Annotated in this window: 25 protein-coding genes; 16 read left to right on the top strand and 9 right to left on the bottom strand. The window is 69.1% G+C overall.

The features are described 5' to 3' along the window. Nucleotides 1-2: 2 nt before the first annotated feature. From AC5DRG_RS16020 to AC5DRG_RS16030, 3 genes are all read right to left on the bottom strand, one after another. Entirely contained in the window at nt 3-578 is a 576-nt protein-coding gene (locus tag AC5DRG_RS16020; RefSeq protein ID WP_491811173.1) for a calcium homeostasis/redox stress adaptation protein, read from the bottom strand. A gap of 113 nt (nt 579-691) precedes the next feature. Then, nucleotides 692-1150, bottom strand: a complete 459-nt coding sequence (locus AC5DRG_RS16025; protein ID WP_491811174.1) for a peroxiredoxin — start codon at nt 1148-1150, stop codon at nt 692-694. Nucleotides 1151-1267: 117 nt separating this feature from the next. Then, nucleotides 1268-1705, bottom strand: coding sequence for a DUF3052 domain-containing protein (locus AC5DRG_RS16030; RefSeq protein WP_491811175.1), 438 nt, complete (start codon nt 1703-1705; stop codon nt 1268-1270). 390 nt (nt 1706-2095) lie between these two features. Between AC5DRG_RS16030 and aceE the strand changes: the two genes are divergently transcribed. Together aceE and AC5DRG_RS16040 are read left to right on the top strand one after the other, a co-directional pair. Continuing rightward, complete coding sequence (gene aceE / locus AC5DRG_RS16035; RefSeq protein ID WP_491811176.1) at nt 2096-4828, top strand: pyruvate dehydrogenase (acetyl-transferring), homodimeric type; 2733 nt, start codon at nt 2096-2098, stop codon at nt 4826-4828. Between the two features lie 162 nt (nt 4829-4990). Next, nucleotides 4991-5761 (top strand): potassium channel family protein, encoded by a 771-nt coding sequence (locus AC5DRG_RS16040; protein WP_491811177.1) that lies wholly within the window; start codon nt 4991-4993, stop codon nt 5759-5761. 6 nt (nt 5762-5767) lie between these two features. On the opposite strand, the gene AC5DRG_RS16045 is transcribed toward AC5DRG_RS16040, so the two are convergent. Together AC5DRG_RS16045 and AC5DRG_RS16050 are read right to left on the bottom strand one after the other, a co-directional pair. Beyond that, nucleotides 5768-6034: a small hydrophobic protein gene (locus AC5DRG_RS16045; RefSeq protein ID WP_491811178.1), complete on the bottom strand. Its 267-nt coding sequence runs from the start codon at nt 6032-6034 to the stop codon at nt 5768-5770. A 286-nt stretch (nt 6035-6320) separates the two neighbouring features. Continuing rightward, a complete protein-coding gene (locus tag AC5DRG_RS16050; RefSeq protein WP_491811179.1) occupies nt 6321-7937 on the bottom strand; it encodes an MFS transporter in 1617 nt (538 codons plus the stop codon). Nucleotides 7938-8004: 67 nt separating this feature from the next. On the opposite strand from AC5DRG_RS16050, the gene AC5DRG_RS16055 reads away from it, so the two are divergent. The 3 genes from AC5DRG_RS16055 (at nt 8005) to AC5DRG_RS16065 (ending at nt 10850) form a co-directional block, all read left to right on the top strand. Next, entirely contained in the window at nt 8005-8631 is a 627-nt protein-coding gene (locus AC5DRG_RS16055; RefSeq protein ID WP_491811180.1) for a TetR family transcriptional regulator, read from the top strand. 82 nt (nt 8632-8713) lie between these two features. After that, a complete protein-coding gene (locus tag AC5DRG_RS16060) occupies nt 8714-9931 on the top strand; it encodes an alpha/beta hydrolase (protein WP_491811181.1) in 1218 nt (405 codons plus the stop codon). A 58-nt stretch (nt 9932-9989) separates the two neighbouring features. Beyond that, a complete protein-coding gene (locus AC5DRG_RS16065; protein WP_491811182.1) occupies nt 9990-10850 on the top strand; it encodes a DUF4429 domain-containing protein in 861 nt (286 codons plus the stop codon). 82 nt (nt 10851-10932) lie between these two features. Here the strand turns inward: AC5DRG_RS16065 and AC5DRG_RS16070 are convergent, their stop codons facing one another. Further along, complete coding sequence (locus tag AC5DRG_RS16070; RefSeq protein WP_491813055.1) at nt 10933-11400, bottom strand: MerR family transcriptional regulator; 468 nt, start codon at nt 11398-11400, stop codon at nt 10933-10935. Nucleotides 11401-11497: 97 nt separating this feature from the next. Between AC5DRG_RS16070 and AC5DRG_RS16075 the strand changes: the two genes are divergently transcribed. Together AC5DRG_RS16075 and AC5DRG_RS16080 are read left to right on the top strand one after the other, a co-directional pair. Continuing rightward, nucleotides 11498-11968 carry a GNAT family N-acetyltransferase gene (locus AC5DRG_RS16075; protein ID WP_491811183.1) on the top strand — a complete coding sequence of 157 codons (471 nt, stop codon included), beginning with the start codon at nt 11498-11500 and terminating at the stop codon, nt 11966-11968. Nucleotides 11969-11993: 25 nt separating this feature from the next. Beyond that, nucleotides 11994-12815, top strand: coding sequence for a serine hydrolase domain-containing protein (locus AC5DRG_RS16080; protein WP_491813056.1), 822 nt, complete (start codon nt 11994-11996; stop codon nt 12813-12815). Here the strand turns inward: AC5DRG_RS16080 and AC5DRG_RS16085 are convergent. Beyond that, on the bottom strand, nt 12812-13462 hold the full coding sequence (locus AC5DRG_RS16085) for a pirin family protein (RefSeq protein ID WP_491813057.1): 651 nt from the start codon (nt 13460-13462) through the stop codon (nt 12812-12814). The genes AC5DRG_RS16080 and AC5DRG_RS16085 overlap by 4 nt on opposite strands. Before the next feature lie 371 nt (nt 13463-13833). Here AC5DRG_RS16085 and AC5DRG_RS16090 point away from each other — a divergent pair, with 371 nt between their 5' ends. The 5 genes from AC5DRG_RS16090 to AC5DRG_RS16110 all read left to right on the top strand — a co-directional run bounded on the left by AC5DRG_RS16090 (nt 13834) and on the right by AC5DRG_RS16110 (nt 18823). Next, entirely contained in the window at nt 13834-15039 is a 1206-nt protein-coding gene (locus AC5DRG_RS16090) for a PucR family transcriptional regulator (protein WP_491811184.1), read from the top strand. A gap of 89 nt (nt 15040-15128) precedes the next feature. Then, nucleotides 15129-16055, top strand: coding sequence for an ACP S-malonyltransferase (locus AC5DRG_RS16095; RefSeq protein WP_491811185.1), 927 nt, complete (start codon nt 15129-15131; stop codon nt 16053-16055). A gap of 22 nt (nt 16056-16077) precedes the next feature. Continuing rightward, nucleotides 16078-17109 carry a ketoacyl-ACP synthase III gene (locus AC5DRG_RS16100; protein WP_491811186.1) on the top strand — a complete coding sequence of 344 codons (1032 nt, stop codon included), beginning with the start codon at nt 16078-16080 and terminating at the stop codon, nt 17107-17109. A gap of 80 nt (nt 17110-17189) precedes the next feature. Continuing rightward, a complete protein-coding gene (locus tag AC5DRG_RS16105) occupies nt 17190-17438 on the top strand; it encodes an acyl carrier protein (protein WP_019067091.1) in 249 nt (82 codons plus the stop codon). Between the two features lie 113 nt (nt 17439-17551). Further along, nucleotides 17552-18823: a beta-ketoacyl-[acyl-carrier-protein] synthase family protein gene (locus tag AC5DRG_RS16110; RefSeq protein WP_491811187.1), complete on the top strand. Its 1272-nt coding sequence runs from the start codon at nt 17552-17554 to the stop codon at nt 18821-18823. A 127-nt stretch (nt 18824-18950) separates the two neighbouring features. On the opposite strand, the gene AC5DRG_RS16115 is transcribed toward AC5DRG_RS16110, so the two are convergent. After that, nucleotides 18951-19445: a DUF3145 domain-containing protein gene (locus tag AC5DRG_RS16115; RefSeq protein ID WP_491811188.1), complete on the bottom strand. Its 495-nt coding sequence runs from the start codon at nt 19443-19445 to the stop codon at nt 18951-18953. Nucleotides 19446-19657: 212 nt separating this feature from the next. On the opposite strand from AC5DRG_RS16115, the gene AC5DRG_RS16120 reads away from it, so the two are divergent. Further along, nucleotides 19658-20557 carry an SGNH/GDSL hydrolase family protein gene (locus tag AC5DRG_RS16120; protein ID WP_491811189.1) on the top strand — a complete coding sequence of 300 codons (900 nt, stop codon included), beginning with the start codon at nt 19658-19660 and terminating at the stop codon, nt 20555-20557. Nucleotides 20558-20572: 15 nt separating this feature from the next. Continuing rightward, on the top strand, nt 20573-21550 hold the full coding sequence (locus AC5DRG_RS16125) for an aldose epimerase family protein (RefSeq protein ID WP_491811190.1): 978 nt from the start codon (nt 20573-20575) through the stop codon (nt 21548-21550). An 83-nt stretch (nt 21551-21633) separates the two neighbouring features. Here the strand turns inward: AC5DRG_RS16125 and AC5DRG_RS16130 are convergent, their stop codons facing one another. Further along, nucleotides 21634-24054, bottom strand: coding sequence for a beta-glucosidase family protein (locus tag AC5DRG_RS16130; protein ID WP_491811191.1), 2421 nt, complete (start codon nt 24052-24054; stop codon nt 21634-21636). Nucleotides 24055-24179: 125 nt separating this feature from the next. On the opposite strand from AC5DRG_RS16130, the gene AC5DRG_RS16135 reads away from it, so the two are divergent. Together AC5DRG_RS16135 and AC5DRG_RS16140 are read left to right on the top strand one after the other, a co-directional pair. Further along, nucleotides 24180-24788, top strand: coding sequence for a TetR/AcrR family transcriptional regulator (locus AC5DRG_RS16135; RefSeq protein WP_491811192.1), 609 nt, complete (start codon nt 24180-24182; stop codon nt 24786-24788). Nucleotides 24789-24988: 200 nt separating this feature from the next. Next, entirely contained in the window at nt 24989-26245 is a 1257-nt protein-coding gene (locus AC5DRG_RS16140) for a pyroglutamyl-peptidase I (RefSeq protein ID WP_491811193.1), read from the top strand. Nucleotides 26246-26265: the final 20 nt, after the last annotated feature.

Below are 26265 nucleotides of genomic sequence, written 5' to 3' on the forward strand. Positions count from 1 at the left end.
GCTCAGACGTTGACGCCGAAGTCCTGCGCGATGCCGCGCAGGCCCGACGCGTAGCCCTGGCCGATGGCGCGGAACTTCCACTCCGCGCCGTGGCGGTACAGCTCGCCGAAGACCATGGCGGTCTCGGTGGAGGCGTCCTCGGAGAGGTCGTAGCGCGCGATCTCCGCCTCGCCGGCCTGGTTGACGACGCGGATGAACGCGTTGCGCACCTGGCCGAAGGACTGCTGGCGGTTCTCGGCGTCGTAGATCGAGACCGGGAAGACGATCTTGTCGACGTCGGCCGGGACCGTCGCGAGGTTGACCTTGATCTGCTCGTCGTCGCCCTCGCCCTCACCGGTGATGTTGTCGCCGGTGTGCTCGACCGAGCCGTCGGCGCTCTTGAGGTTGTTGAAGAAGACGAAGTTCGCGTCGCTGGCGACCTTGCCGGCCGAGTTCACCAGCAGGGCACTGGCGTCCAGGTCGAAGTCCGTGCCGGTCGTGGTGCGGACGTCCCACCCGAGACCGACGATGACCGCGGTCAGGCCCGGGGCCTCCTTGGTCAGCGATACGTTGCCGCCCTTGCTGAGGCTGACTCCCACGAGTCCTCCATTGGTGTCCAAGGGGCGGGGCGCCCCGTAGTGCGTTGCTATCGGATCAACGTCTCGATCCTAGTGACGGGTTCCCGCCCCCTGCAGGGCTTGGGACCGAACAATCACAGGGTGTCGAGCGCCTTCACGTACTCGGTGAGATCGCGCGCGTCCGGCAGAGCGTTCACCACGGTCCACCGCACCACGCCTTCCTTGTCGATGACGAAGGTCCCGCGCACCGCGCAGCCCTTGTCCTCGTCGAAGACGCCGTACGCGCGCGAAGTGTTGCCGTGCGGCCAGAAGTCGGACAGCAGCGGGTACTCCAGGCTCTCCTGCTCGGCGAAGACGCGCAGCGTGTGGATGGAGTCGTTGGAGACGGCGAGCAGCTGGGTGTCGCGGTCGGAGAACTGCGGCAGGTTGTCACGCAGCTCGCACAGTTCACCCGTGCAGACGCCGGTGAAGGCGAAGGGGTAGAAGAGCAGCACGACGTTCTTGTCGCCGCGGAAGTCGGACAGCTTCACGGTCGCACCGTGGTTGTCCTTGAGCTCGAAGTCAGGGGCCTTTTCGCCGACCTGGATCGCCATCGTCCTGCATTCCCTTCGGTGGGCTGTTCGGGTGAGAACACCCTACGCAGCGATCACCGTGGGCCGTCGGACGGGCCGAGCACGCCTGAGCGAGTCGGCCCGTCCGGTGGGTCGAGGCTACTTCTTGGACTTGGCCGCCTTAGGCGTCACCAGCCGGCTACCGCTCCAGTCCTTGCCCACGCTGACGCTCTTGGACGCCGACAGTCCGGCCGTCGTGGCGGCTTCGGAGATGTCGCTCGGCTCGACGTATCCGTCGCGGCCGGTCTTGGGTGTCAGCAGCAGGATGGAACCGCCTTCCTCGATGTACGTGGTGGCGTCCACCAGCACATCGGTCAGGTCGCCGTCGTCGTCGCGGAACCACAGCACCACGGCATCGGCCACATCGTCGTAGTCCTCGTCCACGAGGTCGCTGCCGATAATTTCTTCAATGGCCTCGCGGAGCTCCTGGTCTACGTCTTCGTCGTAGCCGATCTCCTGGACCACCTGCTCGGGCTGGAACCCCAGCCTTGCGGCAGGGTTCGTCCGTTCCTCCGCGTGGTCCGCGGTCGCGCTCACGGGTTGCCTCCTGATCATGTTTTGGGGAATAACTCAGCCACGCGCGTGCGCGAAGCATTGGCCGTAGTCCACACGGGCGGGGCGGATCGCGCAAGTACCCGGCCGTTCAGACCGCCGAAACGGTGACGATCCTGGCCGTGTCGCCGCAACTCCAGGCACGTCGTTGCAGCCGCAAGTGACACACACCACACCGTTCTGCCCGCTTTGCGCGTTTGGGAACCGCCTTCGGGTACGAGACTCGAATGAGTTTGCTCAACGCACCCCAAGCTGACGCAGGTCTCGGTTACCTCTCAGTAGAGATGACGTTTGTCTCCCCGAGGTACACGATGGGGAGCGGTGCAGCCCCCAGAACAAGGGCAAAAGACGGCCCTACGACAGGTAAGGAACAGCGTGGCTTCCGGATCCGATCGCAACCCGATCATCATTGGCGGCCTTCCTAGTCAGGTTCCTGACTTCGATCCCGAAGAGACCCAGGAGTGGCTCGACTCGCTCGACGCGGCGGTCGACGAGCGAGGCCGCGAGCGGGCCCGCTATCTGATGCTCCGGCTGATCGAGCGGGCGCGTGAGAAGCGCGTGGCCGTGCCCGAGATGCGCAGCACGGACTACGTCAACACGATCGCGACGAAGGACGAGCCCTTCTTCCCCGGCAACGAGGAGATCGAGCGCCGCATCCTCAACGCGACCCGGTGGAACGCCGCGGTCATGGTGTCGCGGGCCCAGCGCCCGGGCATCGGCGTCGGCGGCCACATCGCCACCTTCGCCTCCTCCGCCTCGCTCTACGACGTCGGCTTCAACCACTTCTTCCGCGGCAAGGACGAGGGCGACGGCGGCGACCAGATCTTCTTCCAGGGACACGCCTCCCCCGGCATCTACGCCCGCGCGTTCCTGCTCGACCGGCTGAGCGAGCAGCAGCTCGACGCGTTCCGCCAGGAGAAGTCGAAGGCGCCGTACGGCCTGTCCTCGTACCCGCACCCGCGCCTGATGCCGGACTTCTGGGAGTTCCCGACCGTCTCCATGGGCCTTGGCCCGCTCGGCGCGATCTTCCAGGCGCGGATGAACCGCTACATGGAGGCGCGCGGGATCGCCGACACCTCCAAGTCACACGTATGGGCGTTCCTCGGGGACGGCGAGATGGACGAGCCGGAGTCGCTTGGCCAGCTGTCGATCGCGGCGCGCGAGGGCCTGGACAACCTGACCTTCGTCGTCAACTGCAACCTCCAGCGACTCGACGGCCCGGTGCGCGGCAACGGAAAGATCATCCAGGAGCTGGAGTCGCAGTTCCGGGGCGCCGGCTGGAACGTCATCAAGCTCGTCTGGGACCGCACCTGGGACCCGCTGCTCGCCCAGGACCGCGACGGCGTCCTGGTCAACCAGCTCAACACCACGCCGGACGGCCAGTTCCAGACGTACGCCACCGAGACCGGCGCGTACATCCGCGAGCACTTCTTCGGCCACGACCACCGGCTGCGAGCGATGGTCGAGAACATGACCGACGACCAGATCCTGCACCTGGGGCGCGGCGGTCACGACCACAAGAAGGTGTACGCGGCCTTCGCGGCGGCCAAGGCGCACAAGGGCCAGCCGACCGTCGTCCTCGCCCAGACCGTCAAGGGCTGGACGCTGGGCCCCAACTTCGAGGGCCGCAACGCCACGCACCAGATGAAGAAGCTGACGGTCGCCGACCTCAAGGGCTTCCGCGACCGCCTCCACCTGCCGATCACCGACCAGGAGCTGGAGTCCGGCGCGCCACCGTACTACCACCCGGGCCGCGACTCGGAGGAGATCCAGTACATGCACGACCGCCGCAGCTCGCTCGGCGGTTACGTCCCCACCCGCGTCGTGCGCGCGCAGCCGCTGACGCTGCCCGACGACAAGACGTACGCGAGTGTGAAGAAGGGCTCGGGCCAGCAGTCGATCGCGACGACGATGGCCTTCGTCCGGCTCCTCAAGGACCTCATGCGGGACAAGGAGATCGGCAAGCGGTTCGTGCTGATCGCGCCGGACGAGTACCGCACGTTCGGCATGGACTCCTTCTTCCCGAGCGCGAAGATCTACAACCCGCTGGGTCAGCAGTACGAGTCCGTGGACCGCGATCTGCTCCTCGCCTACAAGGAGTCGCCGACCGGGCAGATGCTGCACGACGGCATCTCCGAGGCGGGCTGCACGGCCTCGCTGATCGCGGCGGGTTCCGCGTACGCGACGCACGGCGAGCCGCTCATCCCGGTCTACGTCTTCTACTCGATGTTCGGTTTCCAGCGCACCGGTGACCAGTTCTGGCAGATGGCCGACCAGCTGGCGCGCGGTTTTGTGCTGGGTGCGACCGCGGGCCGTACGACTCTGACCGGCGAGGGGCTGCAGCACGCGGACGGTCACTCGCAGCTGCTCGCCTCGACGAACCCGGGCTGTGTCGCCTACGACCCGGCGTACTCGTACGAGATCGCGCACATCGTGCAGGACGGGCTCCGTCGGATGTACGGGCCGGACAGTGAGAACGTCTTCTACTACCTCACCGTCTACAACGAGCCGATCCAGCACCCGGCCGAGCCGGAGGACGTCGACGTCGAGGGCATCCTCAAGGGCATCCACCGCCTGTCGACCGGGACTTCGGGGTCCATTCCCGCGCAGATCATGGCTTCGGGGGTCGCTGTGCCGTGGGCTCTGGAGGCGCAGAAGATTCTGGCCGAGGAGTGGAACGTACGGGCTGATGTCTGGTCGGCGACCTCCTGGAACGAGCTGCGGCGCGAGGCGGTCGAGGTGGAGCGGCACAATCTGCTGCACCCGGAGGAGGAGCAGCTCGTTCCCTATGTGACGCGGAAGCTGTCCGGGGCCGAGGGGCCGTTCGTGGCTGTGTCGGACTGGATGCGGTCGGTGCCGGATCAGATCTCGCGGTGGGTGCCGGGGACGTACCAGTCCCTGGGCGCGGACGGGTTCGGGTTCGCCGATACGCGGGGGGCTGCTCGGCGGTTCTTCCACATCGACGCTCAGTCGGTGGTGGTGGGGGTGCTGACCGAGTTGGCCAAGGAGGGGAAGGTTGATCGGTCGGTGTTGAAGCAGGCCATCGATCGGTATCAGTTGCTTGATGTGGGGGCTGCGGATCCTGGGGCGGCCGGTGGGGACGCGTAAGCGTTCCGCTTGGGGTTAGTTGTTGTCTGCGGGGCGTGGGGGCTGGTTGCGCAGTTCCCCGCGCCCCTTAAAAGGTCCGTTGTTGTCTGCGGTTCGGTGGGGGCTTGTCGCGCAGTTCCCCGCGCCCCTAACCGGCGCTGCAGGGGACCTACGATGCCGAGCATGACCGGGATTTCTGCCCAAGAGCGGTGGGAGCGGCTGACGCAGCGGCCGTTGTTGGCCCTTGCCGTGGTGTTCGCCGTTGCCTATGCCGTGCCCATTGTGGACAGTTCCGCCGGGCGGTCTTTGACCTCTGTCTGCACCCTTGTCGAGTGGGTGGTGTGGGGGGCCTTTGCTCTCGACTATGTCGTGCGGCTCGGGCTTGCTCGGGATCGGCGGTCGTTTGTGCGGCGGCATTGGATGGATCTGTGTGCTGTCCTGTTGCCGTTGTTGCAGCCGTTGCGGATTCTGCGGCTGGTGTCGACCTTGCTGCTCGTCGGTCGGCGGGCTCGGATGGCCTCGCAGATTCGGCTGACCACGTATGTCGGTGGGGCCGTGGTGGGGTTGCTGATGTTCGGGTCGCTCGCCGTGTTGTCGGTGGAGCGGGACTCACCCAAGGGGAACATCAAGACGCTGGGTGACGCGGTGTGGTGGTCGTTCACGACGATGACGACCGTGGGGTACGGGGATCACGCGCCGACCACCGGACTCGGGCGGATTATCGCCGTGGGGCTGATGCTGTCCGGGATCGCCCTGCTCGGTGTGGTCACCGCGAACATCGCCGCCTGGTTCATCGCGCGGTTCGAGAAGGACGACGTGGAGGAGCGGCGGCAGACCGAGGCGATCACCGCGCTCACGGAGGAAGTACGGGCGTTGCGGGCCGAGGTGGCGGCGTTGTCAGGGGTTGTTGTCGTGCCGCACCTGGCCGAGAACGAGAAAGAGAAGGCCCTGTAGCTGTCGCTACACGAGCCACATCACCGCCGCCAGGGTGTCGATCGCGCCCAGGACCACGGCGACCAGAGCCGGGATGCGGTGGCCGCCCGCCCAGGTGCGGCCCATCGCCAGCCAGCCGCAGATGATCGCCAGCGGGCCGAGGAGGATGCCCAGGGTGAAGAAGCCGGCGATCGCGCAGACCGTGCCGATGATGCCGAGCGTGGCTCGGTCCGGCCCGGTGCCCATGCGGGCGCGGAGGTTCCTGCGTGTTTCGTTTCCGAAGCCCGGCATCATCAACTCCCGGAATCCCTTGGTGAGTTCGGGTTCAGTTCGGGTCCTGATGACGCGGGTACCCCCGATTTCGGCGGTGAGTCCCGCGGTTTCCGGGCTGTTTGCGCGCCGCCCCCCTCCGGCAGCGCGCAAGCAGCCCGGCCGTCCTCCCTGCCCTGCGGAGGACTTGACCAACTGTGACCTGCGGCGCGTACCGAGGGCGAGGAATCTTTAGCGGAGTCACCCTGATAGGCGAAGTTCGGAGGCTTCGGCGAGTTCGGCTGTCAGGGCAACTCGCTGACCAGCACGGTCAGATGTGGGCCGCGCCCGCACCCGCCTCCGCGTTCTCGCCGCGCTTGGTGAGCAGCGCGACCAGGACCGCCACCGTGGCCACGCCTGCTGCCACGAGGGACGCCAGGCTCATGCCGGAGATGAAGGTGTCGTGGGCCACGTCCGTGATCTTCGCGGCGATCTCCGCCGGGGTGCCCTGCGCCACCGGGGCGGCGCCCTGCTGGACGACCTCCGTGGCCTGGGCCTGCTGCTCCGCCGTGAGCTGCGGGAGACCCGCGTCCGCCCAGTTGCCGGCCAGGTCGTTGTCGACCTTGGAGGCCATCACGGCGCCCAGGACGGCCGTACCGAGGCTGCCGCCGATCTGCATCGCCGCCTGCTGGAGACCGCCGGCCACGCCGGACAGCTCCATGGGGGCGTTGCCGACGATGACCTCCGTGGCACCGACCATGACCGGCGCGAGGCCGAGGCCCAGGCCTGCGAACCAGAGCGACATGACGGCGCTGCCCGTGTTCGCATCCAGCGTGGACATGCCGAACATGGCGATCGCGACGCAGGCCATGCCGCCGGCCAGCGGGATGCGCGGGCCGAGCTTGGTGATCAGCACGCCCGCGAGCGGGGAGCCGACGATCATCATGCCGGTGAGGGGCAGCAGGTGCAGACCGGCGTCGATGGGGCTCATCCCGTGCACGTTCTGCAGATAGAACGTCACGAAGAACAGGCCGCCCATGAAGGCGATGGCCATCAGGACCATGAGCACCACGCCCGCCGACAGCGGCACCGAGCGGAACAGTGCCAGCGGGATCAGCGGCTCCTTCACCTTCGTCTCCCAGAAGGAGAAGAGAGCGAAGCCGATGACGGACGCGGCTATGAAGGTCCACGTCTTTCCGGCGCCCCAGCCCCACTCCGGGGCCTTGATCAGGGCCCACACGAGGCAGAACATCGCGCCGGAGAGCAGGGCGATGCCGAGGATGTCGAAGGAGCGCGGCGCGTTCTCGGCGCGGTGGTCGAGCAGGATCACCACGCCCAGGGCGAGGGCGAGGAGACCGACGGGCACGTTGATGAAGAACACCGACTGCCAGTTGACGTGCTCGACCAGCACGCCGCCGAGGATCGGGCCGCCCGCGGTGGAGGCGCCGATGACCATGCCCCAGATGCCGATGGCCGTGTTGAGCTTCTCGGCCGGGAAGGTGGCGCGCAGCAGGCCGAGCGCGGCCGGCATCAGCAGGGCGCCGAACAGGCCCTGGAAGACGCGGAAGGTGACGACCAGTCCGATGCTGTCGGACAGACCGATGGCACCCGAGGCGGCGGCGAAGCCGACGACGCCGATGAGGAAGGTCTGACGGTGGCCGAAGCGGTCACCGAGCTTGCCCGCGGTGATCAGGGAGACCGCGAGGGCGAGGAAGTACGCGTTGGTGATCCACTGCACCTGGGCGAAGGTGGCGCCCAGGTCGGTGGCGATGGCCGGGTTGGCGATCGCCACGATGGTGCCGTCGAGGGCCACCATCATGACGCCGACGGCGACGGTGATGAGGGTGAACCACGGGTGGCCGCGCAGCCCGGAGGCCGGCGACCGCTCGGACGGAGCGGCCTCTTCGTCCCCCGGCCCCGTCTTGTCGAGGATGGTCTGACTAGTCATGCGTTCGAGGCTAGTGACAGCCTCTGACAATTGACAAACGAGTTCACAAGTCGGTAACTGACACAACATGGAAACCCTGCGCGAACGCAAGAAACAGCGCACCCGCGAGGCCCTGGTGCGGGCCGCCCTCGAACTGTTCACCACGCGCGGATACGAGGAGACGACCGTCGACGACATCGCCGCGGCCGTCGATGTCTCGCAGCGCACCTTCTTCCGCTACTTCGCGAGCAAGGAGGAGGTGGTGTTCTTCGCGCCGGGTCTCGCGGAGGCGCAGTTTGCCGAGGCCGTGCGCCGGCGCCCGCCCCACGAGGCCCCGCTGGAGGCGCTGAGCCGGGCCGTCCTGGAGGGCTGGGACAGCATCGGCCAGGCCATCGAGCAGGTGGTCCCGATCGAACTGCACATGCGCACCTACCGGGTGATCGAGTCGACCCCGGCGCTGCTCGCCACCCACCTGCGCCGCGCGACGGAGCTGGAGGACGAGGTCGTAGGCGTCATCGCGGCGCGTGAGGGGCTCGACCCGGACGTGGACCCCAGGCCGCGTCTCGTGGTCGCCCTCTTCGGCGGGGTGATCCGGGCGACGGAGCGGATGTGGTCCGAGGGGAACGACTACAGCCTTGAGGCAATGCGACAGCTGACCGCGTCATACCTCGACCAGGTGGGTCCGGCACTCGTCGGCCACTGGCGCGAAGGCTGAGCTCAACGTCACGTTCACCGAAACGTGATCCCCATCACTTGGTTAACGCGAGACCCTCCCGTTCTCCTAGTGTGTCCTTTCAGTGACCTCCTTCGACACCTCCCCCCAGCTCAACGTCTGGCGCGCACTGCTCGCGCTGGCCGTGGTGTTCCTGATGCTGGCGACCACCGGCTGGACCGCGGTGCGCCACCAACGGAGCTCGACCGAACTCCAGGCCTCACGCACGGCGTGGGAGCACGGCGAGGTCAACGGGCTCCGGCTGCCGGACCCGGACACCGCCCCGGCCCTGCTGGCCCGGTTCTTCGCCTCGCTCACCGCACATCAGCGCATACGTCTCGCCGAGCGCTATCCGCTGGCGGTCGGCAACATGAACGGCGCCCCAGTCCAACTGCGCTACCGCGCCAACCACATCGCGCTCGGACAGGCACACGAGGCCGAGCGCAGACGCATGCACGACAGCCGCCTCACGCCCGCCGGGCAACAGGAGGCGGGCCGCCGTATGCACCGCTTCGAGTCGATGCTGGGTACGAAGCGCAAGATCCTCGCCTTCGACCCCGAGGGCGCGGGCCGCGCCGCAGAGGTGTTCGGCGACCTGACGAACGCCGAGCGCGTCTCGGTCGTCGTCCCCGGTGTCGACACCAACCTGCTCACCTTCCAGAAGACCGACAAGAAGTACACGGCCCCCGTCGGCATGGCCCAGGCCCTGTACAAGGCCGAGCGCGCACAGAGCCCCACGACGCGTACGGCCGTGATCGCCTGGGCCGACTACACCTCGCCCACCGGCCTCGGCATCGACGCGGCCACCGCGATGCGCGCCGAGGACGGTGCCGTACGACTGAACGCGCTGGTGCGGGCGCTGCCCGGCAGCTCACCCGTCTCCCTGTTCTGCCACAGCTACGGCTCCGTGGTGTGCGGAGTCGCCGCGCACACGCTGCCGGATCGGGTGGCCGACATAGCGGTGGCCGCCAGCCCCGGTATGCGGGTCGCGAAGGCCGCGAGCCTGCACACCTCCGCGCAGGTGTGGGCGATGCGGGACGCCGACGACTGGGTGCAGGACGTGCCCTACCTGGAGCTCGCCGGGCTCGGCCACGGCCAGGATCCGGTGTCCGCGGCGTTCGGCGCGCGCGTGCTGTCGGCGAAGGGCGCGGAAGGACACAGCGGCTATTTCGAGCCGGGCACGGAGAGCCTGGCCAACTTCGCCGAGATCGGCATTGGCGCGTACCGCGCGGTGCACTGCGCGGACCAAGACAAAGCGTGCCGGGAGGGTTTGTCCGGCACGGTGACAGACGGACGCGCGTAGAGACCGCGAAAATCGCGGTCTGCGCGAGGAGGGGACGTAGAAGCTCGTGCCGCATACGATGAGCCGCATGGGTGACGTACTGGCCGGATTTCATGCTGCCTGGGAGTTCGAGTCCGACTCCGTGCTCATCCGCTACGAACGTGGCATTCGAACACCCAAGCTGTTCCAGGTACTCGGCGAACGCCGGGTGCCGCTGGCGGCGATCGAGGGTGTGACGCTGACGCCGGGCAAGCGCGGGACCGTCGTCCTGCACGCCGTGCCGAGGCCGGGTGCCGATCCGCTCATGGAAGCCGCCGCCGGGCAGCTCAAGGACGGGTCCGACCCGTACCGGCTGGTGCTGCCCGCCGACAAGGAGACCCTCGCCGAGTACTACGCCGACGAACTACGGCCCCTGCTCACCGAGTCCGGGCCCGCCGAGCAATATCTCGTGGCCGCGCCCGAGGCGCCCCGGGCCTTCAAGGCGTACGACGCGAAGGCGTCCTTCGACGGGCGTGCCGTGTCGTTCCGGTGGTTCTGGACGGGGGCGTCTTCGGCGAAGTGGAAGGCCGGCGACCAGAACTTTCCGGTCGCCGATCTGAGTGGGGTCGAGTGGCGGTCGCCCGAGGTCTTTGAGGGGCATCTACGGCTGTTGCGTCGCGAGTCTTCTGTCGAGCAGCCGGCTCAGGCGGATCAGGATCCTGCGGCCGTTGTGTTCGGGCTCGGATATGGGCCGGTGCATGAGTCGTTGCCGTTCGCGGCGGCTGTGCTGGCGGCGGTTCGGGCCAGCGGGCCGGTAGCCGCCGTGCCTGCCGGCGGGGCTCGGCGGGATCCTGCCGATATCGCCGAGCGGATTCGGCATCTTGGGGAACTGCATCAGGCTGGGCTGGTGACTGATGAGGAGTTCTCTGTGAAGAAGGCCGAGTTGTTGGCGGAGCTTTGAGGTTGTTCGTCGGGTGCAGGCCGGTGGGGGCTGGTCGCGCAGTTCCCCGCGCCCCTAAGGTCAGCTGCCCTACTGCCCGCTATCAGTGCCGCTCTGATGCCAAGGCCCTTCCCGCGTCCGCGTAGAAGGCGATCTTGCCGTCTAGTACCGCCAGCGTGTCCTGGAGTTCTGCGATGCGGGCTCGTACGTCTCGGCGGGTTGCCTCCAACAGCTCGAAGCGCTCCGTGTAGGTGTTGTCGCCCTCCCGCACCAGCTCCGCGTAGCGGACCATGTCGGCTACCGGCATGCCCGTGAGGCGGAGCTTGCCGACCAGGCCCAGCCAGTCCAGATCACGGTTGCTGTAGCGGCGCTGGCCGGTGTGGGAGCGGTCGATGTGTGGCATCAGGCCGATGCGCTCGTACCAGCGCAGGGTGTGCGCGGTCAGGCCGGTGAGGGCGACGACCTCGCTGATCGTGTACTGGTCCTGGCCGTCCGGACGCCTGGCCCCCTGGCGCGGTGCGGCGCAGCTGTTGGTCTCGGTGGTCTCGGCCGTGGTCTCCATCACCGTCATGGTCTCCACGCTATGACCTTGGAGTGCACTCCAGGCAAGCGGAACCGGTAAGAAATAGGCAGGACGCGAGACGCCCCGGCTGATTAGCGTGCGGGCCATGAGTCTCGTACGCCGTGCCACTCCCGATGACGCCCAAGAAGTGCTGCGCCTGCGCCAGGTGATGATCGACTCCATGGCCGGGGCGGACACCTCGGACCGGTGGCACTCCGAGTCGCTGCCCACCGTACGCAAGAGGCTGTCCGACCCGGACGGGGACTTCGTCGCGTTCGTCGTCGATCATCCTGAGCGGCCGGGAGACCTCGCCGCGCTCGTGGCCGGGACGCTGGACTACCGGATCGGGCGGGCCGGGAATCCGCACGGGCGGATCGGGTACGTCTTCAGCGTCGCGACGGATCCGGGCGCCCGGCGTCGCGGGTACGCACGCGCGTGCATGGAATCGCTCCTGGAGTGGTTCCGGGAGCGGGGCGCGGCCCAGGTCGACCTCAACGCGTCCGCCGAGGCCGAGCCGCTGTACGCGTCCCTGGGCTTCGTCCGAAAGCCGGACCCCTCGATGCGGCTGCAGCTCTGAGCCACATAGTCTCGACGGCATGTCCTTGTCCTTGAAGAGCTTGGTGTTGATCGAGAACTGGCCGGTTCCCACCGCCGCGGCGGGTGTCGTGCGGGCCGACGGCACGGTCCTGGGGACCCACGGGCCGGTCGGGCGGCGCTTCCCGCTGGCCTCGGTCACCAAGCCGCTCACGGCGTACGCCGCCCTCGTCGCGTACGAGGAGGGGGCGATCGAGTTCGACGAGCCGGCCGGGCCGCCCGGGTCGACGGTCCGTCATCTACTCGCCCACACCTCCGGCCTGGCCTTCGACGAACACCGCGTCACGGCGGCGCCCGGCGAGCGGCGGCTGTACTCCAACGCGGGTTTCGAGCAACTCGGGGACCACATCGCGAAGGCCACGGAGATCCCCTTCGCCGAGTATCTGCGGCAGGCGGTGCTGGAGCCGCTGGGGATGACGTCGACGACCCTTGAGGGCTCCCCGGCGAAGGACGGCGTCTCGACGGTCGAGGACCTGCTGCGGTTCGCGGCCGAGGTCCAGGCCCCCCGCCTCCTCGACCCCCGTACGGTCGCGGAGGCGATGACCGTCCAGTACCCGGGCACGAAGGGCGTCCTGCCGGGCTACGGCCACCAGAACCCCAACGACTGGGGCCTCGGCTTCGAGATCCGCGACTCCAAGTCCCCGCACTGGACGGGGAGTTCGTCCTCACCTCGGACGTTCGGACACTTCGGGCAGTCGGGTACGTTCGTGTGGATCGACCCCGACGCGGGGCTCGCGTGCGTCGCCCTGACGGACCGGGCGTTCGGGCCGTGGGCGGCGGAGGCATGGCCGCCCTTCACGGACGCGGTGCTGGCCGAGGTCCGCGGCTAGGCCATCTCCCAGATCAGCAGCTCAGCCTCCGTCACTCCTACCGCCTCCACGTCCTTCGCGGCCGTGATCCTCGCCGCGTCACCCGGCCCCAACTTCTCGGCGCCCAGCCGCACTTCACCCCGCACGACATGGACGTACACATTCGACGCATCCGGCACCGCAGTCCGCTCCCCCGCCGCCAGCCGCCGCACATGGAGCATCGCGCCGGCCTCCGGAACGGCGTACGGGGTGGAGTCGGCGATGCCGTGGACGATCTCGTACGCCGGTTCGCCGCCGGGTTCGAGGGGGGCCAGCCACGTCTGGACGAAGGTGAGAGGACTCTCGCCGTCGTTGCGCTCGACGTGCCGGACACCGGCCGCCGAACTGAGCCGCTGCACATCACCGGCGCGCACCACCGTCTCCTGCCCCGTGGAGTCCCGGTGGGTCAGCTCCCCGTCGACCACCCAGGTGACGATCTCGGTGTGGCTGTGGGGGTGCTCGTCAAAGCCGGCACCGGGAGCAAGCCGCTCCTCGTTACAGGCGATGACCGCACCGAAGCGCAGGTTGTCCGGGTCGTAATGCGGCCCGAAGGAGAAGGCATGCCAGGACTCGATCCCGCTGCCCGGGTCCCCTCCGCGATAGCGAGCTTCGGCACGCCGTACGTCCATCACAAACCCCACGGTAGCCCTGCCGGACACCAACCCGCCCCCACCGGCGGGGGTTGCGGGCCCACCAACCCCCACTGTCCCCACGCGCCGGCCGAGAGGGAGCCGTAGGGGCGCGCCGGTGTCGAGAGTGCGAGCGCGCGGAGGCGCGCAGCGCCGAGCACGGTCGTGCTCTCGACACCGGCTTGAAGCGCCCCGAAGGCGACCGAACCAAAGGAGGTGCGCGCGCGAGGGCGCCTACTCAGCACCGGCACACTGCACCCAGCACCCCACAACCCCGGCACACTGCACCCAGCACCCCTCAACACCGGCACACTGCACTCGGCACAACCCCTAGAGGCGCCCGCCCCACCCAATAAGGCAGTCTTGTCCCTGTGCCCGAACCCGAACCCAGCAACACAAAACCAGCAGCGCAAACCCCGCACGCGCACATCGCGACCCTGAAGCGGCTGGAGAAGTCCTCCGGCAGTCTCGCCGCCCAGGCCATCGCGCGCATGGACGAGACGTTGCCGTGGTACCGGGCCATGCCCCCGGAGAACCGTTCCTGGATCGGGCTGGTCGCGCAGGCCGGTATCGCCGCGTTCACCGAGTGGTTCCGGCACCCCGACGCGCCCCAGGCCATCTCCACGGACGTCTTCGGGACCGCTCCCCGTGAGCTGACCAGGGCGATCACCCTCCGCCAGACCGTCGAGATGGTGCGGACCACCATCGAGGTGATGGAGAGCGCGATCGACGAGGTCGCGGCGCCCGGTGACGAGAACGTGCTGCGCGAGGCCCTTCTCGTCTACGCCCGTGAGATCGCCTTCGCGACCGCCCAGGTGTACGCGCAGGCCGCCGAGGCACGCGGTGCCTGGGACGCGCGCCTTGAGTCCCTGGTCGTGAACGCCGTGCTCAGCGGGGAGGCCGACGAGGGTGCCGTGAGCCGGGCCGCCGCTCTTGGCTGGAGTTCGCCCGAGCATGTGTGCGTGGTGTTGGGAACCGCGCCGGACGGTGACTCCGAGTTGACGGTGGAGGCGATCCGGCGGGCCGCCCGGCACGCCAAGCTCCAGGTGCTCACGGGGGTGCTCGGGGACCGGCTCGTCGTCATCGCGGGCGGCAGCGACAATCCCCTCGCCGTGGCCAAGTCGCTGATCGGGCCGTACGCGGCGGGGCCGGTCGTAGCCGGACCGATCGTGCCGGATCTGCTTGCCGCGACCCGTTCCGCGCAGGCCGCCGCGGCCGGGATGAAGGCGTGTTCTGCCTGGCAGGACGCCCCGCGGCCGGTGCTGGCGGACGATGTGCTGCCGGAGCGCGCGATCGCCGGTGATCCGAACGCGCGTGAGCAGCTGGTGGAGGAGATCTACAGACCGCTGGAGGAGGCCGGGTCCGCGCTTCTGGAGACGCTCTCCGTCTATCTCGAACAGGCGAGCAGTCTCGAAGGCGCCGCCCGGATGCTGTTCGTCCATCCCAACACCGTGCGCTACCGGCTGCGACGTGTGACTGACGTCACCGGTTGGTCGCCCTCTGATGTACGTTCGGCGTTCACGTTGCGCATCGCGCTGATCCTGGGGCGTCTGGCCGATGGAGATCTCCAGACCTAGTCTTTTGTCGGGGCCCCACAAAACCCCTTCGTGTTCTTCGTCCCTGTCCCCACGGGCGGCCGTGGCCGTCCCCAAGAGAGAGTGTGAGAGTGCTCGTACTCGTCGCTCCCGGCCAGGGCGCCCAGACGCCCGGCTTCCTGACCCCCTGGCTCGAACTCTCCGGTGCCGCGGACCGCGTCGCCGCGTGGTCCGACGCCATCGGCCTGGACCTCGCCCACTACGGCACCCAGGCCGACGCGGACGCGATCCGGGACACCGCTGTCGCCCAGCCGCTGCTGGTCGCGGCCGGAATCCTGTCGGCCGCGGCACTCGGTGACATCGCTGATGTCGCGCCCGGCGCCGTCGCGGGCCACAGCGTCGGTGAGATCACCGCCGCGACCTTCGCCGGTGTCCTCGACGACACGGCCGCGCTGACCCTCGTACGCACCCGTGGCCTGGCCATGGCCGAGGCCGCCGCCGTGACCGAGACCGGGATGTCGGCGCTGCTGGGCGGCGACCCCGAGGTGTCCGTCGCACATCTGGCGAAGCTGGGGCTGACCGCGGCGAACGTGAACGGCGCGGGCCAGATCGTGGCCGCCGGCACCATGGAGCAGCTCGCCGTCCTGAACGAGGACAAGCCCGAGGGTGTCCGCAAGGTCGTCCCGCTGAAGGTGGCCGGTGCCTTCCACACGCACCACATGGCTCCCGCGGTCGACACCCTGGCCAAGGCGGCCTCCGGTCTGACGCCGGCCGACCCCACGCTGACGTATGTCTCGAACAAGGACGGCAAGGCCGTCGCGACCGGCGCCGAGGTGCTGGAGCGGCTCGTCGGCCAGGTCGCCAACCCGGTCCGCTGGGACCTGTGCATGGAGACCTTCAAGGAGCTCGGCGTCACCGCCCTCCTGGAGGTCTGCCCCGGCGGCACGCTGACCGGCCTCGCCAAGCGCGCGCTGCCCGGTGTCAAGACGCTGGCCCTGAAGACCCCCGACGACCTCGACGCGGCCCGCGCGCTCATCGCCGAGCACGCTCAAGCCTGACGCCTTAAGGAGCCGTACGAACATGTCGAAGATCAAGCCCAGCAAGGGCGCCCCGTACGCACGCATCCTCGGCGTGGGCGGTTACCGCCCCGTCCGGGTCGTGCCGAACGAGGTGATCCTCGAGAAGATCGACTCGTCCGACGAGTGGATCCGTTCGCGCTCCGGCATCGAGACCAGGCACTGGGCCTCCGACGAGGAGACCGTGGCCGCGATGTCGATCGAGGCGTCCGGCAAGGCGATCGCCGACGCGGGGATCTCCGCCGAGCAGATCGGCGGCGTCATCGTCTCGACGGTCTCGCACTTCAAGCAGACCCCGGCCGTCGCGACCGAGATCGCCGACAAGCTCGGCACGAACAAGGCCGCCGCCTTCGACATCTCGGCCGGCTGCGCGGGCTTCGGCTACGGCCTCACCCTCGCCAAGGGCATGATCGTCGAGGGCAGCGCGGAGTACGTCCTCGTCATCGGCGTCGAGCGACTGTCCGACCTGACCGACCTGGAGGACCGCGCGACGGCCTTCCTCTTCGGTGACGGCGCCGGCGCCGTCGTGGTCGGCCCCTCGCAGGAGCCGCACATCGGCCCGACCGTGTGGGGTTCCGAGGGCGACAAGTCCGAGACGATCAAGCAGACCGTGCCGTGGGACGAGCTGCACGCCGGAGACGCTACGACGCTCCCGCTCGACAGCGAGGGCAACGTCAAGTTCCCTGCGATCACGCAGGAGGGCCAGGCGGTGTTCCGCTGGGCCGTGTTCGAGATGGCGAAGGTCGCCCAGCAGGCGCTGGAAGCGGCCGGGATCACCGCGAACGACCTGGACGTCTTCATTCCGCACCAGGCCAACGAGCGGATCATCGACTCGATGGTGAAGACGCTGAAACTGCCGGAGCACGTCACGGTCGCGCGTGACGTACGCACCACCGGCAACACCTCGGCCGCCTCGATTCCGCTTGCTATGGAGCGGCTCCTGGCGACCGGCGAGGCGAAGAGCGGCGACACCGCGCTCGTCATCGGCTTCGGGGCGGGTCTCGTCTACGCCGCGACGGTCGTTACCCTCCCCTAGGCACTCCGTGCCGGATCCACACGGTCCGGTGCGGGATTCAACCGCCACACCCTCTGGATCACTAAGAAGGAGCGCCTGACATGGCCGCCACTCAGGAAGAGATCGTCGCCGGTCTCGCCGACATCGTCAACGAGATCGCCGGCATCCCGGTCGAGGACGTCCAGCTGGACAAGTCCTTCACCGACGACCTGGACGTCGACTCCCTGTCCATGGTCGAGGTCGTCGTCGCCGCCGAAGAGCGCTTCGACGTCAAGATCCCCGACGAGGACGTCAAGAACCTCAAGACGGTCGGCGACGCGACCGACTACATCCTCAAGAACCAGGGCTGAGCCGCCGCCTAGGCACTCAACCCCACTGCAAGGCCCCGCCACCCGGCGGTGGCGCCGTTGTCCCCGCCTACGCGGGGGTTGTCCTCCTCGTATCCGTTGGAGAAAGAATTCCCGTGAACTCGACCAATCGCACCGTGGTCGTCACCGGTATCGGCGCAACCACACCGCTGGGTGGCGACGCAGCCTCTACCTGGGAGGGTCTGATCGCCGGACGTTCCGGTGTCAAGCCCCTGGAGCAGGAGTGGGCGGCCGAACAGGCCGTCCGTATCGCGGCGCCGGTCGCCGTGGAGCCGAGCGAGGTCATTCCTCGGCCGCAGGCCCGCCGCCTCGACCGCTCGGCGCAGTTCGCGCTGATCGCGGCCAAGGAGGCCTGGGCGGACGCCGGTTACACCGGCAGGGCGGGCGAGGACGAGTCCGTCGACCCCGACCGGCTCGGCGCGGTCATCGCCTCCGGCATCGGCGGCGTGACGACCCTGCTCGACCAGTACGACGTGCTCAAGGAGAAGGGCGTACGCCGCGTCTCCCCGCACACCGTCCCCATGCTCATGCCGAACGGCCCGTCCGCCAACGTGGGTCTGCTCGTGGGCGCCCGCGCGGGCGTGCACACGCCGGTCTCCGCGTGCGCCTCGGGCGCCGAGGCCATCGGCTACGCCATCGAGATGATCCGCACCGGTCGCGCCGACGTCGTCGTCGCCGGTGGTACGGAGGCGGCGATCCATCCGCTGCCCATCGCCGCGTTCGGCAACATGATGGCGATGTCCAAGAACAACGAGAACCCGCAGGGTGCCTCGCGTCCCTACGACACCGCCCGGGACGGCTTCGTCCTCGGCGAGGGCGCCGGCGTCGTCGTCCTGGAGTCCGCCGAGCACGCCGCGGCGCGCGGTGCGCGGGTGTACGCCGAGGCGGTCGGGCAGGGTATCTCCGCCGACGGCCACGACATCGTGCAGCCGGAGCCGGAGGGGCGTGGCATCGCGCACGCCCTGCAGAACCTGCTCGACAACACCGACCTGGACCCGGCGGAGATCATGCACGTCAACGCGCACGCGACGTCTACGCCGGCCGGTGACGTGGCCGAGCTGAAGGCTCTGCGGAAGGTGTTCGGCGACGACACGGATCACTTCGCGGTGTCCGGTACGAAGTCGATGACCGGGCATCTGCTGGGTGGTGCGGGTGGTGTCGAGTCCGTCGCCACCGTGCTTGCCCTGTATCACCGGGTGGCGCCGCCGACCATCAACGTCGAGAACCTCGACCCTGAGGCCGAGGCCAACGCGGATGTTGTTCGCGGGGAGGCTCGCAAGCTGCCGGTCGAGGGGCGGATCGCTGCTCTGAACGACTCGTTCGGGTTTGGTGGGCACAACGTGGTGCTGGCGTTCCGTACGGTCTGATTTTTGAACGGCGTGTGGCCCGCACCCCGGGTTGGGGGCGGGCCACACGTCGTTTGTCGTCTGCGGGGCGGTGGGGGCTGGTCGCGCAGTTCCCCGCGCCCCTTAGGGAGTTGCCCCTCAGGGCGTTTCAGACCACCTGGTGGAGCCAGCGCACCGGTGCGCCTTCTCCCGCGTACCTGAAAGGTTCCAGCTCGTCGTCCCATGGCTTGCCCAGGAGTTTGGACAATTCCGCCTCCAGGTCCGTTTCTCCTCGCTGGGAGCGGATCAGGGCGGCCCTGAGGCGGTCCTCCGGGATCAGGATGTCGCCGTGGATTCCGGTTACCGCGTGGAAGATGCCCAGGTCGGGGGTGCAGCTGTAGCGTTCGCCCTCGGCTGTGGGGCAGGGTTCCGCCGTTACCTCGAAGCGGAGGAGGTGCCAGCCCCGCAGTGCCGACGCCAGTTTGGAGGCGGTGCCGACCTCGCCCTTGAAGGAGAACTCGGAGCGCCAGGTGCCGGGGGCCGCGGGCTGTCGGATCCAGTCGAGGTTGACGCGTGTGCCGAGCACCCCGGCGACGGCCCACTCGACATGCGGGCACAGCGCGCGCGGCGCGGAGTGCACGTACAGAACTCCACGTGTCGTCACCGGAACCTCCGGACAGAGCGGGACATCTTGCTTACGGGCTGGGCGGCGGTTGCAGGGCAGCCACGTTGATGGCGAGGCTACCGTGCGGCGGCGCAAGGAGTGTGACGTACCGTCGGTCCCACTGCCATGAAACGCCCGCCATTCACCCAGCAGGACGCTAGTACGGGTGTGAACCGTTGCATCTGATCGACGATCGAGGGGATCTCCAGGGGATGCGGAAGCGAAGCCACCGTTCGCGGGCCGTTGTCGCCGTCGTCATCGCGGCCGTTCTGGGCGCCGCCGGCTGTGACGCCGTGGGGGGCGATTCCCCCGCGCCGTCGGGCGCCGGGGCGCCGAAGGCGACGCCGTCCGCGACACCCACAGCGGCGTGGGACACCAGTCCGGCCTCCATTGCTGCGGTGGGCGACTCCATTACACGCGGCTTCGACGCTTGCACCGTCCTGGCCGACTGCCCCGAGGTGTCCTGGGCTACGGGCAGCAGCACGCAGGTCGACAGTCTCGCCGTACGGCTGCTGGGGACGGCGAAGGCGGCGACGCGGAGCTGGAACTACGCGGTGACCGGGGCGCGGATGGCGGATCTGGCCGGTCAGATGGCACAGGCCGCGATGCGGAAGCCGGCGCTGGTGACGGTGATGGCGGGGGCGAACGACGCGTGCCGGAAGACGACCGACGCGATGACCTCCGTCGCGGACTTCCGGGCCGGGTTCGAGGACGCGATGAGCACGCTGCGGGAGGCTTCGCCGAAGACGCAGGTGTACGTCGCGAGCGTGCCCGATCTGAAGCGGCTGTGGTCGCAGGGGCGCACGAACCGGATGAGCAAGGAAGTGTGGAAGCTGGGCATCTGCCCGTCGATGCTGAGCGACCCGGACGCCATGGACACGGCGGCCAACCTGCGGCGTGACACGGTGCAGGACCGGGTGCGGGCGTACAACGACGTGCTGGAAGAGGTCTGCGCGAAGGACCGGTGGTGCCGCTTCGACGGGGGCGCGGTGTACGAGTACCGGTTCGGGACCGACCAGTTGAGTCACTGGGACTGGTTCCATCCGAGCAAGAACGGTCAGGCGCGGCTGGCGGAGATCGCCTATCGGGCGGTTGCGGGGAAGAAGCCGTGATCTAGAGTTTCGATCATGAGCGAACTTTTCGGGACAGTTTCCGACGGCACGCCGGTCCACCGCTGGACGCTGGAGCGGTCGGGCCTGCGGGTGCGGATCCTGTCGTACGGCGGGATCGTGCAGTCCGTCGAGGTCCCGGACCGTGCCGGGCATGCCGTGAACGTGGTGCTGGGGTTCGCGGATCTCGACGGCTATCTCGCGCATCCCGAGCCGTACCTGGGGGCGCTGGTGGGGCGGTACGCGAACCGGATCGCGGGCGGCCGGTTCCCACTGGACGGGCGGACGTACGCGCTGGCGCGGAACAACGGGCCGAACTCCCTGCACGGGGGCGAGCGCGGCTTCGACAAGCAGGTGTGGGACGTGGAGCCGGTCGCGCACGGTGTGCGGCTCAGCAGGGTCAGCCCGCACGGCGAGGAGGGGTTCCCGGGCCGCCTTGAGGTCTCCGCGACCTACACGCTGGACGAGGGCGGGGCGCTGCGGATCGCGTACGAGGCGGTGACAGACGCGCCGACCGTGGTGAACCTGACGAACCACAGCTACTTCAATCTGAGCGGTGTCGGCAGCGGCAGCGCGGGCGGTCATGAACTGCGGCTGGCCGCCTCCCGGTTCACGCCGGTCGACGCCGAGCTGATTCCCACCGGGGTGGTGGACGAGGTGGCGGACACGCGCTTCGACTTCCGGGCGGGGCGGAAGATCGGTTCCGGTTACGACCACAACTTCGTGCTCGACAAGGGCGTGACGCCGGACCCCGTGGAGATCGCCGAGCTGCACGACCCGGCGTCCGGGCGGGTACTGACGGTGTCGACGACCGAGCCCGGCATCCAGCTCTACACCGCCGACCATCTGAGCGCCCCGTTCGCACCGGGCGACGGCATCGCGCTGGAGACACAGCACTTCCCGGACTCCCCGAACCGGCCGGAGTTCCCGACGACGGAGCTGGGTCCCGGCGGGGTGTACCGGTCGGAGACGGTGTACGGCTTCTCCGCCAGGTAGCGATGTAGCCGCCAGACAGAGATATAGCCCCGGTCCGGGTGTCAGGGCCCGGACCGGGGCTGCTCATGAGGGCTTGGCCCTGATCAGACGTTAATCGTCGCGGTGACGCGGCGGTCGGCGATAGAGCGCCCCGCCTCGATCTCGTACGAACCCTTCACAAATACCCAGCCGCTCGTCGTCTCGTCCCAGACCTCGAAAGCGCGGCGCGGGAGTTCGACGGTGACGGCGACGCTCTCACCGGGACCGGCCTCGACGCCGGCGAAGGCGGCCAGCCGGCGGGCGGGGCGGACCGGGTCGGCCTCGGTCGGCGCCAGGTAGACCTGGACGACCTCGCGGCCGGCGCGCTCACCGGAGTTGCGGAGCCGCACGGTGACGGTCGCCCCATCACTTTCGACGTCGATCGACTCGTACGTCCAGTCGGTGTAGCCGAGGCCGTGTCCGAAGGCGTACGACGGGCTGCGGCCCTCCTTCTCCCAGGCGCGGTAGCCGATGAACACGTCCTCGGTGTACGGGAGTTCGCCGTCGGCCGGGACGACCTGGGTGACCGGGGCGTCGGTGAGGGAGCCCCAGGTGGTGGGGAGGCGGCCGCCGGGCTCGTGGGCGCCGGTGAGGACGTCGGCGAGGGCCGCGCCCCCCTCCTGGCCGGGGAACCAGCTCAGCAGCACGGCCGCGACCTCGTCGCGCCACGGGAGTTCGACCGGGGAGCCGGAGTTGACGATCACGACGGTGTTCGGGTTGGCGGCGGCGACGGCGTGGACCAGTTCGTCCTGGCGGCCTGGCAGTAGTAGGTCCTCGCGGTCGAAGCCCTCCGACTCGACGCGGTCGGTGGTGGCGACCACGACGACCGCGGTGTCGGCGGCGCGGGCAGCCTCGACGGCCTCGGCGATGAGTTCGTCGGGGTCGCGCTGCGGCTCCTGGTGGGCGAGGGAGAACCCCACGACCTTCATCGGGACGTCCTCGGGGAGGACGACGACGTAGGTGAGGGAGACGTCGACCGGTTCGCCGGCGGTCAGTTCGGCCTGGGCGCGGGGCACGGGGGCGCCGAAGAAGGAGACGAAGGGGTCGTCCTTCTCGCTGCGCTGGACGTCGTCGAAGTACGTCGTGCCGCCGACCGTCAGCTCGAAGGCGCCGAGGCCCTTGATGCCGAAGGTGTGCGGGCCGGTGTCGCGCGGGGTGAAGGTGCCGGTCAGTTCGACGGTGTGGAGGTTGTCGTGGGTGACGCCCTCGGGGAGGTCCGAACCCATCCACTGGATCTGGCCGTTGGGTGCGGAGGCGGTGCCGATGACGGTGCCGTCGGCGTCGCGGCAGACGGCTCGCAGCTCGAATCCCTTGTCGGCGACGGCGAGTTCGGTGTTCGGGTCGGCGCCGACGGCGTAGGTGAGGGTGCCCTCGGGGAGGGCGGCGGTGAGGCCGTCCAGCGGGGAGACGACGCGGGACGGGAAGACGGTCGCGGAGCCGCCGCCGAGGACACGGGCGTCGCGGGCGGCGGCGCCGATGAGGGCGACCGTGCGGTTCGGGGGCAGGGGAAGGGTGCCCTGGTTGCGGACCAGCACGAAGGCGCGGCGGGCGATCTCGCGGGCCAGGGCCTCGCCGTCGACGGTGGCGGGGAGGTCGGTGACGGCGGGCTCGGCGCCCTCCAGGATGCCGACGCGGGCGGCGAGGCGCAGGACGTTGCGTACGGCGTCGTCGACCGTGGACTCGGCGACTTCACCGGCCCGTACGGCGGCGGCGAGGTCCTCGCCGTACACGGTCTTGGGGCCGGGCATGGCGACGTCGAGGCCGCCCTCGATGGCGCCCTTGGTGGAGCGGGCGGCCATCCAGTCGGAGACGTTGTAGCCGTCGAAGCCCCATTCGCCGCGCAGGATCTCGTTCACCAGGTAGTGGTGCTCGGTCATCGTCGTGCCGTTGACCGTGTTGTAGGCGGTCATGATGCCCCAGGGGTGGGCGTTCTCGACGATGATCTCGAAGGGGGCCAAGTACAGCTCGCGCAGGGCGCGTTCGGAGACCAGGTTGTCCACCGTGAAGCGGTCGGTCTCGGCGTCGTTGGCGACGAAGTGCTTGACGGTGGTACCGACGCCGCCTTCCTGTACGCCGCTCACATAACCGGAGCCGATCTGTCCGGTGAGGTACGGGTCCTCGCTGTAGGCCTCGAAGTGGCGGCCGCCGAGCGGGGAACGGTGCAGGTTGACGGTGGGCGCGAGCAGGACGTGGACGCCCTTGCGGCGGGCCTCCTGGGCGAGGAGCGTGCCGGCGCGGCGGGCGAGGGCCGGGTCCCAGGTGGCGGCGAGCGCGGTCGGGGACGGCAGGGCGATGGAGGGGTCGTCGGCGGTCCAGTGCACACCGCGGACACCGATCGGGCCGTCGGACATGACGAGGGACTTCAGACCGATCTCGGGCAGCGCGGGCAGGGACCACATGTCCTGCCCGGCGAGCAGCCGCGCCTTGGCGTCCAGGTCGAGCTTGCCGAGGGCGGCCTCGACGACTGCTTCATGGGTTCCCGCCATCGCGGTGCCTCCTCATTGAGACCGTTACTGATTCCGTTCGGTGCCTCCATCCTGCATGGATTGCCTGTAGGGCGGTAGGTTTCGTTATATGGCCGTAATATTTGAGGTGATCGGATAGTTCTGGGGTGTCGTACGGTGACGGCATGACGACCAGGACCACCAGGAGCGAGGAACGCCGCGGGGAGATCGTGCGGGCCGCCCTGGAGGTGATCGCCGAGCGCGGTTACCGGGGTGCGAGTCTGGCCGCGGTCGCCGAGCGGGTCGGGCTGACCCAGCAGGGGCTGCTGCACTACTTCCCGACGAAGGACGCGCTGCTCGTGGCCGTGCTGGAGGAGCGCGACCAGTGGGACGCGGTGCCGGCCGGCACGACCTGGCGGGTGGACCTGCTCGCCTCGCTCGTCGAGTACAACGCCATGCGGCCCGGCATCATCCAGACCTTCTCCGCCCTGCTCGGGGAGAGCGTCACGGAGGGGCATCCCGCGCGCGGGTACTTCACGGAGCGGTACGCGCGCGTGCGGGCGAGCATGGCGGCTGTCCTGCGCGCCGAGTACGGCGAACACCTCCCGAACGGGCTCACCCCCGAACGCACCGCTCCCCTGCTGGTGGCGGTGATGGACGGCTTGCAGTACCAGTGGCTCCTGGACCCGGAGTCGGTGGACATGCCGGGGGCGTTCCGGGACTTTCTGGCACTGCTGGGCGAGGACCCCGGGAAGCGCAAGCGCTCCGCTGGATAGGCGGTTCGTCTGCGGGCCCGGTGGGGGCCGGCCGCGCCCACGCGGCGGAGCCGTATATCGACACAGCCCCGCGCCCTTTGCGGGGCGCGGCCGTGCGGATCTCTCAGGAGTCACACCCTATGGCGTAGACCACTCCCGTCACGCGATACTGCCGCCGTCCGCAGCACGCTCCCCACGGCGACGGAAGGACCTGAACTTCCTTGAAATCCATACGTGTTCACATCGGCCTCCTCGGACTGGCCCTGCTGACGAGCCTCACGGCCCCGACGACCGCGACCGCCGCCGAGGCGGCACCCGCTCCGACCGTCGAGGAGCTGCGGCTCGACAAAGCCGTGCCGCAGGAGATTCTTCGGCGGTCCGGATTCGACGCCGTGGCACCGGAGTTCGCGCGAGCGCTCGGGGCGGCGCGGTCCTATGCGCAGGCCCGGCGGGTCGTCGTACGGGAGGGGGCGGCGTTGTGGCGGCGGGCTGTGGCTCGGGCGCAGGGGCGGGGGCCGGATGTTGGGGATCTGAGTCGGGATGATGATCGGCCGTTGTACTGGGCTCGGCTGGGGATGACTCGGGAAGTGCGGGGATGGGAGCCGGGGTTCGGGCTTGGTGATGCGCAACGGGCCTCGCTGATCGGCGAGTTGGAGCGGACCTCTCGTGGGCAGACCGATATTCGGTATCGGCATGAGAAGGGGGTCAAGCGGATTCTCGTCACCGGGTTCGATCCGTTCACTCTCGATCGGGACATTCGGATCTCCAACCCGTCCGGGGCGACCGCGCTCGCGCTCGACGGCACGGTGATCGAGACGGCGGAGGGGCCGGCGCGTGTCGAGACGGCTGTTTTCCCTGTGCGTTGGCAGGACTTCGCGGAGGGGACGGTGGAGCGGACGTTGCGGCCGTATCTGCCGCGGGTCGATCTGTTCGCGACCGTGAGTCAGGGGCGGGTGGGCCGGTTCGACGTCGAGCGGACCAACGGGGCCTGGCGGGGCGGGTTCCCGGACAACGACAACATCGGCAGGACGGAGACGATCCCGGTCGCCGATCCGGCCTCGCAGCCGCAGTGGACGTCGACGACCTTGCCGTACAAGGAGATTGTCGCGGCTGGTACCGGGCGGTTCCCCGTGTACGACAACACCGCCGTGACCGAGATTCCGGCGGGCGGTACGGAGGCCGTGGTGCGGGCGGACGGGCCTACCGACGGGTCTACGGCTCGGGCGGGGGGTGGCGGGAACTACCTCTCCAACGAGATCGCCTATCGGGCGACGCTGTTGCGGGATCGGCTGGGGCTGCGGGACACCCTGCCGGGTGGGCATGTGCATACGCCTGTGCTGCAGTTCGGGGCCGGGAACACCGATCCGGCTACGGGGGCGGTGACCGATCCCGCGTTCGTGCAGAACCGGCTGGACATCATCGGGCAGGTGAGGGCGATTCTGACGGTGGCCGTCGATGCGAGCCCGGAGTTGGGGTAGCCGTCGCCTCTGGGGGCTGT

This window comes from Streptomyces sp. JLBG701 (genome assembly GCF_058544905.1).